Here is a 12,261-nt window from a genome sequence, read left to right as displayed (position 1 = left end):
CGAATCCTTACGCCGGTGTCCCCACCGGCAGATCCCTGCACCCGGCCGCTACATCTGAGAAGCTCTAAATCAGATTAGAACTTGTACTGAGCACCTACGAAGTACTGCGCACCAGTGCTGATCTCGGTGATCATGCGCTTGGCATTGCCATCCATGTACTCAAATACCGGCTCGTCAGTGAGGTTGATTGCCTCAAAGTTAACTTTGAGGTTGTCATTCACACGGTAGCTGGCAGAGAAGTCCAGGAAGCTAGTAGCATCAACGTAGCGTCTTTTTTCTTCACTGGCCTCTTGCGGACGGGTGGAATACTCACCGCGATTCGCCACGGACAGACGCGCAGAGAAATCGTCGTTCTCCCAATACAGAGTCAGGTTGGAAGAATCGTCAGACTGGCCGCTCAGCGGGCCTTTGAACTCATCGGGCTGGCCAACACGGTAGGTCACCTCAGAGCTGACTTTGGTCAGGTTGGCGATAACACCGAAGTTACGAACCCATTCCGGTCCCGGCAGGAAAGTCAGCGGCTGCTGGTATTGCAGCTCCCAACCGTCCAGCTCACCACCTTTCTCGCCGTTTACGGTGCGCTTAACTTCGAAGTCCGCGTTGTACAGATCATCGTACTGAGCGCCCAGCAGACTATCCGGCAGACCGGTTTCAGCCCAAGACAAAATATCTGTCTGGCTAATCGGCAGGGATTCGATGTCTTTCACGAAGTAGGCCACAGACACCACCGCGTTTTCAGCGAAGTACCACTCGGCACCCAGATCGTAGGCCTTGGCACGGAACGGCTCGATGAACGGGTTGCCGTAGCTAACAGTGGGATCGCCGAAGATGCCAACGCTGCCGCCAGGGTTCAGCGTACCCAGGTTGGGGCGGGACATTACCTTGGCAGCGCTACCACGCACCACTACATCGTCCAGCACTTCGTATGCCAGATTCAAAGAAGGCAGTGTATCGCGGTAGTCATTTTCAACCGTTACTTCAACAGCACCGTTCTGCAGACCGGTAGAGGTCAGCTCAGTCTCCACTGTGCGCACGCCCACGTTACCGTGGAGGCGGCGGCCGGCGACGTCGGTGTCAAAGTCAACCTGTGCGTATACACCCAGGCTTTCCTCTTCTACGTCACGGGTATCGCCCGCACGTACTGCGTGTGGCCAGCAGCCACTTGCCAGGGCCGCATCAACCAACGCCAGGTCGCCCTTGAAGTACGGCAGGCCAGTGGGGTTGGCTACAGAGCCCATGTCACTAGTAATGGTGGAACCGATACCACAGGCTTCGCCGTCTTCAACACCATCGCGTGCGTCGGCACCAGACAGAGAAGTATCTGCGCGCAGTCCAGCAATTTCATAGCCGTAAGACTTCTGGGTAACACCACCGCGCAGGGTCAGCATATCGTTCAGCGCGTAGTCCAGGTCAATACGGAAAGTGGAAGTTGAAGATTCTGCGTCATACAGACGATCACGAATTTCAGACAATTCCCAGTTCGCCGGGTCAGTCACATCGAAGCCAAAGGCGATGTCCGGAGAAGTCATGTTGGTGTAGTCGTAGGTGACCGTGTCGTTAGACTCAGCGTAGTCAATCATGCGACGAGGATCGTTTTCGCTGAAGTGCTCCAGCACCAGGGTACTTTCGCGGTTGTCCAGCTGGGAGTCGGATCCACCGGCGAGAACTTTCACGTGGAAGTCTTCGCTGAAATCGTGCTCCAGAGTCAGGGAGTACTGGGCAAATTCAGAGCCCCAGTCCGCAAGGAAGTTTTCCGCACGGGTATCAACGCCATCCATGGTGGCAGTGATCAGGTTATTGTTGCGGTCGATTGTGTATGCCGCAACGTCGGTCTCTGCATTACCGGTGTCGCCGGTACGCGCCAGGGAAATCGGGTTGATATTCGGCTCGGTACGCTGAGAATCCAGATTGGAGTACAGGCCGTCAAAGCTCAGCAGGGTGGAGTCGGCGATCTGCCACTGCAGGGAAGAGGTCACACCCAAGCGGTCTTGCGTGTAGTTGCGGTTCATGTAGCGCGGAATACGCGGATGCCAGGCACTCTTGACGCGGTCAAACTCTGCTTCATCGTCGCCACAAGCAGAACAGCTACCGAAATTGTCATCTTCCCAACGGCCGGTGTCGGCGCCATAGCCAAACACATTCCGCTCGGAAAAGGCGACGGAGAACAGTGCCCCCAGGGTCTGCTCTTCGTTAGTAAAGCTTACCAGCGCAGAAGTACGCGGGGTGAACTCTTCACTGCCGTCGTTGTAGCTGCCCTGTACGTTGGCAACCACGGTAACGGGATCGTAATCGAAAGGACGCGCGGTACGCAGGGCAACAGTTGCACCCAGAGAACCTTCTTCCAGCTCCGCTGAGGTGGACTTGTAAACGTCCAGACGGTTGAACAGCTCGGAGGCGAATACGTTGAAGTCGAAGCCGCGGCTGGTCTGCACACCGCCGGAGCCCGCAGCCAAGGACTGCGCCTGCATGCCGTTGATCTGTACACGAGTAAAGGTGGAGTTCAGGCCGCGAACGGTGATGCCACGCCCCTGACCGCCGTCACGGTCAATCGCAACACCGGGGATGCGCTGCAGTGATTCCGCCAGGTTCTGATCGGGAAAATCCGCGATGTCTTCTGCCAGGATGGAGTCAACCATGCCCGCGGAGTCACGCTTGGTGTCCAGCGCTTTCGCCAGGCTGCCCGCATAACTTCCGGTTACGGTGATTTCTTCCAGGCTGGCATCGCCAGAGGTATCTGCTTCTTGCGCAAAGGCCGGTACCGCAACAATGGCCATCGCAAGAGTGAGTGGTTTCAGCTCGAAGGTCTTCATGACTCTCATCTCCGCTTATCGTCTTTTATATTTGGTAAAACCTTTTTTGGTATTACCGCTTATTATCAAAGCATGCCGATATTCTCACACGGATTACCAACTGGCAACTTTTGGCAGACCAATTCTGCGATTATTCCGGCTTATTTTTCGTCAATTTGTAGAATAGCGCGCCAATCGATGCGGAGCCAGTGCGCTTTAGCGGACACTGGCCGTCCTAAGCGGGGCTTTTTAGACCCGCCTGATCAGCTCGGCTTGAAGGCTTCGCCATTGATAGAGACATTGGACACGGTCAGACCAGTCACCTCTTCGATCACACCAAGAGAGGCCGCCTGGTCAATGCGACTGTCGGAAATCTGCAGACCACGGATGGGGGCCCGCTCGAATCCGCGGATATGGAAGGCGCGGTTGGCCTCTTTGCAGATCAGGTTCTCGACCTGAATGTTGTACACATTCGGATCGAAGTCGCCATTGTCCCCTTCCTCGTAGTAGAAGTTGATTACGATGACGTCTTTCACCTGACCGATGGTGAGGTTGCGCACGTAGATATCGTGGATATTGCCGCCGCGCATGGCATTAGTCTTGATACGCAGACCGCGTTCGAGGTGCGGACTGCTCATCACACAGTCCTCCAGGAACACGTTGTGCACACCACCGGAAATCTCACTGCCGAGCACCAGGCCACCGTGACCATCGCGCATCTGGCAGTTCCGAACAATCACGTTTTCGGTGGGCACATTGACCCGGCGACCGTCGGCGTTGCGGCCGGACTTGATTGCGATGCAGTCGTCGCCGTTATCGAACAGGCAGTCTTCGATCAGCACATTCTTGCAGGATTCGGGGTCACAGCCATCGGAATTGGGACCATGGCTCCTTGTCGTCACTCCGCGCACGGTCAAACCTTCACACAGCACCGGATGAATCACCCAGAACGGGGAGTTCTCCAGGGTGACCCCTTCAATCAGCACATTGTTACATTCATAAAACTGCACCAGCGGCGGACGCAGGAAGGAGCCCTCGGCATAGTGGCGGTCGGCTACGGGAACCCCGGCCTCCATCTCTTCCATTAACTTGGCGCGCGCCGGATGCTGGGTATCCCCTTCGTTGGAACTGTTATCGCACTTGCCGTTCTTGCCCTTCCACGGCCACCAGGTGTCGCAGTCGGCACCGCCATCGATCAGCCCCTTGCCGGTGAGGGCGACGTTTTCACACTGGTGGGCATAGATCAGCGGCGAGTACCCCATCATTTCCATCCCCTCCCAGCGGGTCTTGACCGCGGGCAGGTAGCGCTCCGGATCCGGGATAAAGTGGATTTCCGCCCCCTCTTCCACATGCAGCTCGGTGTTGGAAACCAGGTGGATGGGACCGGTGCGGTATTTACCTGCTGGGACCACAATACGGCCACCGCCCGCCTTGCGACTGGCCTCAACGGCGGCGGCAAAGAACTCGCTGGCATCCTCGCCCTCGCCCTTGGCGCCGAGCTCTTTCAGATTGAAGTCGCGCGCGGGAATAGCCGGCAGCTTGATCGCGGAAAGGATCTTGGGAACCTGTGCCCAGGGGCCGTTGTACTGAGCTTTGGGCGGACGGCTCATGGCTACCGCATTGGGCAGCAAACCGGTGAAAGCTGGCACCGCGGCTGCGGCCGCCATGGATTGCAGGAATACCCGCCGGTTGAGTCCAGTCATAAATACCTCCCAAGGCTTATTGTTGTACTGGCTTATAGGGACAGAAATCATCGCCATGGCCCCACCCACGCTTGCGGCAAGACCAGTCAAAAAAATCTTGCCAATACTGTCATACCAATTTTTGGAGGGCAACAACCAGCCGGCCACACCAGCGCCGGAAATAGCACGGGGGTACCGCAACGATTCCATTGACGACGGTCAAAAATAAGGCACAAAAAAGCCGGCGCAGTGGCCGGCTTCAGGAAATGCAGAGCAATCAATGGGGTCAGGGCAGGGCAAATCTCTGCCGGGCAGCGCTCATCTCGCGACGGGCCTGCTCAAGGGCCTCGGCTTCGGTGGCATCCAGCAGCTGTTGGACCACCCGCTGCAGGTGGTCGCGCATCGCATTGCGCGCACCTTCCGGGTCTCTTTTCTGGATCGCCTCCAGAATGCGGCGGTGCTCCTCGATACGCGGCTTGGAACCGGCCTGGCGCACCTTCTCCAGAATACGGGCGGAGACAGAAGAATTGTTGCGCAGTTTCCACAGGTGCTCACACACAGACACCACGGCATCGTTGTGGGTACAGCGGGCGATATGCAGGTGGAATTTCTCATCCGCCACTTCGGCAGATGATTCAGTGGCGTTTTCCGCCACCATTTCATCCAGGATGGCCGCAAGCTCTGCGACCTCGGAGTCACTCATCTCGCGCGCAGCGAGGCCGGCAGCCTCACCCTCAAACATCATGCGCGCCTGCAGAATCTCGAACGCTCCGATATCACTTTCACCCGCAGAAAAGGCGCTGGCTTCGGTGTCGGTCACGTAAACGCCAGAACCACCTTTTACTTCCACACACCCCGCCAACTCGAGGGCGATAATGGCTTCACGTACGGTGGGGCGGCTTACCTCGAAACGCTCGGCGAGTTTGCGCTCTGCCGGCAAACGAGTGCCGGCCGGGTAGTCGCCGGCGGCAATGGCGGCAGCCAGTTTTTCGGCTACCTGTTGATAAAGTCTGGCACCCTGCATCGAGGTACTCTCCTGCATTTGTAACAGCATCTGTTCTTCTGTAATTGGCTATCGCATCCCGCGCTACCCTCAGGGGGCTTACGCGACCTGACCACATCCTGCTGACCAGTACCGACTATATATCAGCGCCAAACCACGCTTCCTATATAGCGTCCCTATGCGAAATCCGATCGTGCAGTCTAACAGAACGGGTTTAGCCACCACAACACGGAACTTGCCAATACAGTCTTACCAAATCCTACTATCCTGACGATTGCGGCCTTACCAATATAGTGTTAGATTGCAACCAATCATAACGACAACTGACCGCGAGTCCGAAATTAGCGGAGTCAGGACAAGATGGATCTCATTCATATACATACCGACGATAACGTCGCCGTGAGCAAGGTGCCCCTACCCGCCGGTACGCTGGTCAACTGGGGCGGCAGCATGATGCCGCTGGTGACTGATGTCCCGGCGATGCACAAGGTCTGCGTGCGCGCAATCCGTGCCGGTGAAGCGGTCATCAAATACGGCCAGGTTATCGGTTTTGCCCGGGAGGATATTGCTCCCGGTACTCACGTCCACGAATTCAATATGGAAGCGGGCAACCACACAGTGGAGCACGACTTCTGCCGGGATTACGTTCCTACCGAACTGGTGGCACCGGAAGAACGCGCCACCTTTATGGGTTATCGTCGCCCGAGCGGCAAAGCCGGCACCCGCAACTATCTGGCCGTGGTCTCTACCGTAAACTGTTCGGTTACCGTTTCCCGGGCCATCGCCTCTCATTTCCGCGACAGCGGAAAACTGCGCGACTTCCCCAATATCGACGGCATAGTGGCACTGGGCCACGACAGTGGCTGTGGCATGTCCACTTCCGGTGAGGGCTACCAGACCCTGTTGCGCACCCTGCACGGCTATATTGCGCACCCGAATTTTGCCGGCGTTCTGTTGATCGGCCTTGGCTGTGAAGCCATGCAGATCACCAGCCTGATGCGCGAAACCGGTTTGCAGGAAAGCGGTAGCTTCCAGGTGATGACCATTCAACAGCAGGGCGGCACCCGCGCTGCAATCGAGTCCGGCATCGAGCGAATGACAGAAATGCTGCCCGCGGCCAACGCCTGTGAGCGCGAGCCGATTCCGGCTTCCGAACTTACACTGGCGGTACAGTGCGGCGGTAGTGATGCCTACTCCGGTATTACCGCGAATGCGGGCCTGGGTGCGGCAGCAGATATCCTGGTGCGTAACGGCGGCACTGTTATTTATTCCGAAACCCCGGAAATTTACGGCGCCGAACATCTGCTGACCCGCCGCGCGGCTTCTCCGGAAGTCGCCCAGAAGCTGGTTGACCGTATCGAGTGGTGGGAAAACTACACGCGGATGAACGGTGTCGAGCTGAACAACAATCCGTCTCCAGGCAACAAGGCTGGTGGCCTGACGACGATTGCGGAAAAGTCCCTGGGCGCCCAGGCCAAGGGCGGCACTACCGCGCTGCAGGATGTTTACATGTACGCAGAGCAAGTGCGCAAGAAGGGCCTGGTGTTTATGGACAGCCCCGGATTCGACCCGGTATCTGTGACCGGCCAGGTGGCCAGTGGCGCGAACGTGGTGTGCTTCACCACCGGCCGCGGTTCCGCGTTCGGCGGCAAGCCGGTTCCCAGTATCAAGCTGGCCAGTAATTCCAACCTATTCGAGCGTATGCGCGAGGATATGGATATCGACTGCGGCGGCATCCTGGACAAGCGTTACACCGTTGCGGAATGTGGCGAGATGATTTTCAAACACATTCTGGCGATTGCGTCTGGCGAGCAGAGTGCCAGTGAAAAACTCGATTACGGTGATAACGAGTTTGCACCCTGGCATATTGGTGCGGTAGTTTGACCTTTACGCATTTCACTCTATAAACCGGCCCAGTGCCGGTTTTTTACTTTTAGAGTTTCAAAAGACCTTGGTGGTCTAGGCGCTTTAAAGCAGGTCTTTGGCGGCAAGGTACCGGGTATCTGTTTTCAAAACCGCCATGAATACATCCCTGTAGGCTGCGTCGGCGACGTCCCTGTCGCCGACGCTTTTGAAAACAGATACCCGCTACCTTACCTTCTCGTTTAAATTCGGAACTTCGTAAGTTGTTCAGTCGTAAGGTTTTGCTGGTGCCTTGCTGAGTAGCACGAGAACCAGTGTCGCCAGGGGCCCGAAAATGAGGCTCAGAATCCACCAGATGAGTCCACTACGATTTTTACCCTGAGCCAAGCCAGCGTTAATCAGAGAAAGTGTTCCCCACCCGACCAGCCACTCCCGCGACTGAATCATTACTTGATACTCTTCCATAACCACCGTCCAATTAATCCAATCAAATCCCAATGGCCGAATCCCCGGTGCTCCACCGCCACCAAACCTACTTAGCGGCTACCCGGAAACCAAATCAGTTATCCATTAAGAAGCGAGCAATGGTACGGAACCCGTGTCCCTTGGCTCCCTGTGCCCACTGATCATTCGGCGAAGGCAGGTAAGAACCGGAAAGGTCCATATGTACCCAACCGCGCCCTTCATCGCGCACAAACTTGGCCAGGAAAGCGGCCGCGGTAGAAGCGCCGGGCGTGCCATCCATGCCCACATTGGCAATTTCCGCAAACCCGGAAGGAATCTGCTCCAGGTGGAATTTTTCCAGCGGCAGACGCCAGGCTTTTTCGTTTTCCTGCTTGGCTGCATTCAACACTTTATCGGCCATCTCGTCTTCCAGACTCAACACCGAATTGTAATCCCGGCCAACCGCCATTTTCGCAGCGCCAGTCAAGGTTGCAGCATCCAGGATATAGCGCGGGCTTTCCTCACTCGCCGCGATCAGACCGTCTGCCAGTACCAGACGCCCCTCCGCATCGGTATTCAGGATTTCCGCCGTCACCCCATTTTTGTAGGTAATTACATCACCCAACTTGAACGCGTGACCGGAAATCAGGTTTTCCGCGCAGCACAGGTAAAGCTTCACACGCTTGTTCAAGCCGCGCGCGATCGCCAGCGCCAGACCGCCGGCAACCATCGCCGCCCCGCCCATATCGGACTTCATGTGCGCCATACCGGCAGATGGCTTGATGCTGTAACCACCGGAATCAAACGTGATGCCCTTGCCCACCAGACAGATATCCACAGGCGCAGCATCATCCCCGGCGGGGTTGTAATCCAGCTGCAGCATGGCACCGCCGCGTACGCTGCCACGACCCACGTTGTGGATCCCCATAAAACCCTCGTCCAGCAGTTCATCGCCGGAGACGATACGGTAGCTCACCGCATCCGGGGCCAGCTGTTGCAGCATATCTGCAGCGCTTTCCGCCAGTGCACGGGGATAGACGTTTTCCGGAGAGCCGTTGGTGATTTCCCGCACCCACAGGCTCGCCGCTTTGCGCGCCTCCAGTTCCTTGAACTCATCGCCCTCGGCAACGCCCCAGTCAAGGGTGCTCTTGCGATTCGGGTTGTAATAGCCGGCCCAGAAGCTCCAGCGGCTTTCCAGGTCCCAGTTGTCGCCGGTCAGGGCGACATCCGTCACGCCCATGCCGTCCAGCCGGCGCGCGGCGCGCTGTACCGCGACCAAAGTACCGCCGGTGGCCTCGGTGGCGTGGATACAGGCCTCGCTGTCGCTGAAGCTCAGCAGAGCGTTCTTACCCCAGTGATCCGCCGCCGCGGCGCTGTCCAGCCGTACCTGCATCGCTGTTGTCATGTGTACACCTTGATTTTGTGATGGAAAGGAAGTGTCTGACACACAATATTGGGTCAGTCTAGCAGGCTGCAAGTGGTGGTTTGCGCCGCCGGGGAATCTGCCGATACACTGCATGGGCTAAAAAGAACAACAGGGATAGTTACCATGGGAACAGCCTGCCACTACCATTCCGCGGCGCCCGCCGTCTGGCAATGTACCGGCTGCAGCAAGGATTACTGCAGCGATTGCGTGCCCGGTGCGGTGGATAATTACTACCAGTCCACCCCCAAATGCGTACTGTGTAACAAGCGTCTTGAGAATGTCGGCGCCAGCAACAAGGCCAAGCCTTTCTGGCAGATGGCCCCTTTCTACTTCCGCTACGCCTTCTCCGCGGGCCCGCTGACCATCTCCGCCATCTGTGCCGTCGCCGCCCTCGCCATGACCGGCCTGGGATTCCTCTCGATCTTTGTGTTTGTTGCCACACTCGCGGTAGTGATGCGTTACAACCTGCTGGTGATCGAGAAACTGGCCAGCGGCCAGCTGCAGGCCCCCAGTTTCGGCGATGCCCAGGACGGCCGCAGCGCTGCGGTATTCGCCAAGGTGATCGGTATGATTCTGGTGGCCGGTGGCGCCGGGGTCCTGTTTGCCATGCTCGGCGAGGGCGCGGTACAGGTGTACTCCATTGCCCTGTCGCTACTGACCCCGGCGGCAATGATCGTACTGGCGCTGGAGCACAGCATGCGCGCCGCGGTAAACCCGCTCAAACTGCTGCATTTCACCCTGATTATCGGCTGGCCCTACTGGCTGCTGTGGCTATCCACCAGTGCGGTTTCGGCAGCGCCCGCTCTGCTGCTACCCGCGGTAGTGGGCAAGCTCCCGGTGTGGCTGCTATTGCCACTGGTGGCGTTCGTCACCAGCTATTTCTCCATCGTCACCAGCGCCATGATGGGCTACATCTGCCTCACCAGGCAGCGCAAACTGGGTGTAGTGGCGCAGGTGGAAGACGAGGAGTTTCTCGAAGCGCTGGAGTTCGATCGCCTGAAGGCGCTGGCGGATGCGGGGATTCTGTTGCGGGAGGGCCGCCACGAGGAAGCGCGTAAAACGCTGGTTACGGTACTACGCCAGCAACCGGACGATATCGCGCTGAATGAACGCTATTACCGTCTGCTGCTGGCAACAGATGATAAAAAAGCACTGCGCGAGCTAGGACCGCATCTGCTGGAGCGATTTGTGAAACTGAACCAAGCGCACAAAGCGGCAGAGCTTTACCTGGCCACGACGCGCAGCCACGGCGCACCGACCATCGACAAGTCACTGCTACGCCACCAGATCGCCGAAGCGCTGTATCGGCAGCGCCAGTTCAAACCGGCGCTGTCACTGATCAACAACCTGCACAAGGAAGACCCGCACTACACGCGGCTCGACAGCGCCTACCTGCTGCTGGCAAAAATCTATATGGATGGTTTCAACCGCACCGATAACAGCCGCAAGCTACTGGCGTTTGTGCGCAGCAAGTTTCCAAAAAGTGCGGTACTTGGCGAGGTGAAACAGCTGGAGACGATTCTCGCAGCCGAAGAAGCTACGCAGCCGGCTTAGAGCTTTATTGTCGTATGCGAAGGCGCCTCTACCCGGTAGTGGTGCCGCCACTCATGGCCAATAGTGACAGCTAGATTGCCGTCGGCTGCAACGCCCGGGCAAAATCCAGTGCCCTGCGCGCGCGCTCCTCGTCGCCACAGCGGCGGTAATGCTCCACCAGGCCATTGGCCAGGCGTGCCATCAACGGGTGGCGCTGATCTTTCTGCCGCAAGCGCTGCAACAGACTTTCCACCAGCCCCCAATGCTTTTCCCGGGCCGCCCGCTGCGCCAGCAGCAGGCATACCCGCACATTAAGCGCCCGCGGCTCGCGCACCCGCTGTACATACTCCTCGACCCCGGAAGCGATAGGCTCGAACGCCTGCGCCGGAGACCGCGCCAGGGCAAACAGTGCCAGCCAGGCCCGGTGGTGGGCCTCGCTTTCCGGCGCCAGGGCGGTGAGTTCGATGGACTTGTGGATCAACGGCAGCGACTCCGGGTGCTGCCGCTGGGCACTGGCCGCAGCTTCGCTGGCTTCCAGCAACTTGCCACTGTTCTGCAGGGATTCGATACGCGCGAGGGCCAGCTGCTCCGGTGTGGGGGGCAGGTCCTCTTCCACATGGATTTCTCGGCTGGGACGCAGCCGGATCAAAACCATGGTGCACACGAAGCCCGCCACCAGGCCACCGAAGTGCGCCCAGTAGGCAATGTTGTCGTTGCCAAAGAAGTAGCCGAAAACCTCCTTGCCCAGCCACAGGGGCAGTACCAGCAGCGCCGGCGCCGTGAATTCACCGAAAGCAAAACCGAGGGTGTAAAAAAATCGCAGGCGGCGCACACCGTAAACCGCGACGAACATCCCCATCACCGCGGATACCGCTCCGGAGGCACCGATGACCGGCATCAGACTTCCGGCCTCCACCCCCATATGCAGGCCGGCCGCCGCCAGTCCACCCAGCAGGTAAAGACCGATAAACCACGCCGCGCCCAGCGCCAACTCCACCGACAGGCCAAACAACAGCAAAAAGATCATGTTCCCCAGCAGGTGCTCCCAGCCACCGTGCAGGAACATATGCCCGAGCGCCCCTTTCAGGGTCGGCTCTGCCGGCGTCAGCCCGTAGGCAAAGCTGGACAGGCGATCGCGCATCTCCGCGAACTGCTGGCGCTGCTGCAGCCACTGCTGTTTACCTTCCCTCTCCAGCTGCGGCACTAGCCAATGGTGAAACTCGCGACTCCACAGCAACTGCTCGTAGATGAACTCCTCCCCCGCGCCCTGTGCCAGGGATCGCCACTCGGGCTTTTCCGCTCCCACAAACTCATAGAAGCGCTGCTCTTCCAGGGTCGGCAGATCACTGGAGAAGTAATATTCCTCCGCTGCCTGCCAGCGGGACTCGTCGCCGCTCTGGTAGAGCACAAACACCAGGAGGTTAGCGAGAATCAGGGCAAAACACACCAGCGGCGGACGGCGCCAGTCGGGTTTGTTCTGAATGGGAATAATCAGCAAGGTCGGACCTGCAACTCGAGTGA

7 protein-coding genes are annotated in these 12,261 nt (G+C 58.2%); 2 read left to right on the top strand and 5 right to left on the bottom strand.

Features of this window, described 5'->3' with window-relative positions; translation table 11 throughout:
* Positions 1–74: 74 nt before the first annotated feature.
* The 3 genes from HUW35_RS08155 to HUW35_RS08145 all read right to left on the bottom strand — a co-directional run bounded on the left by HUW35_RS08155 (position 75) and on the right by HUW35_RS08145 (position 5,495).
* Positions 75–2,810: a TonB-dependent receptor gene (locus HUW35_RS08155; protein ID WP_181255084.1), complete on the bottom strand. Its 2,736-nt coding sequence runs from the start codon at positions 2,808–2,810 to the stop codon at positions 75–77.
* A gap of 242 nt (positions 2,811–3,052) precedes the next feature.
* Entirely contained in the window at positions 3,053–4,492 is a 1,440-nt protein-coding gene (locus tag HUW35_RS08150; RefSeq protein WP_181255083.1) for a glycoside hydrolase family 28 protein, read from the bottom strand.
* A 265-nt stretch (positions 4,493–4,757) separates the two neighbouring features.
* The gene (locus HUW35_RS08145; protein ID WP_219932666.1) at positions 4,758–5,495 is read right to left on the bottom strand and encodes a FadR/GntR family transcriptional regulator; all 738 of its coding nucleotides are present in this window, start codon (positions 5,493–5,495) and stop codon (positions 4,758–4,760) included.
* 339 nt (positions 5,496–5,834) lie between these two features.
* Here HUW35_RS08145 and HUW35_RS08140 point away from each other — a divergent pair, with 339 nt between their 5' ends.
* Entirely contained in the window at positions 5,835–7,358 is a 1,524-nt protein-coding gene (locus tag HUW35_RS08140) for a UxaA family hydrolase (protein ID WP_181255082.1), read from the top strand.
* A gap of 538 nt (positions 7,359–7,896) precedes the next feature.
* On the opposite strand, the gene pepB is transcribed toward HUW35_RS08140, so the two are convergent.
* Positions 7,897–9,186, bottom strand: a complete 1,290-nt coding sequence (gene pepB, locus HUW35_RS08135) for an aminopeptidase PepB (protein ID WP_181255081.1) — start codon at positions 9,184–9,186, stop codon at positions 7,897–7,899.
* Positions 9,187–9,330: 144 nt separating this feature from the next.
* On the opposite strand from pepB, the gene HUW35_RS08130 reads away from it, so the two are divergent.
* A complete protein-coding gene (locus HUW35_RS08130) occupies positions 9,331–10,761 on the top strand; it encodes a tetratricopeptide repeat protein (protein WP_181255080.1) in 1,431 nt (476 codons plus the stop codon).
* Positions 10,762–10,831: 70 nt separating this feature from the next.
* On the opposite strand, the gene HUW35_RS08125 is transcribed toward HUW35_RS08130, so the two are convergent.
* Positions 10,832–12,238, bottom strand: coding sequence for a rhomboid family intramembrane serine protease (locus tag HUW35_RS08125; protein WP_181255079.1), 1,407 nt, complete (start codon positions 12,236–12,238; stop codon positions 10,832–10,834).
* Positions 12,239–12,261 lie beyond the last annotated feature (23 nt).

This window comes from Microbulbifer sp. YPW1, assembly GCF_013367775.1.
Lineage (GTDB): Bacteria > Pseudomonadota > Gammaproteobacteria > Pseudomonadales > Cellvibrionaceae > Microbulbifer.
The sequence above is the reverse complement of the archived record's forward strand: the minus strand, read 5'-3'. Positions and strand labels throughout refer to the sequence as shown.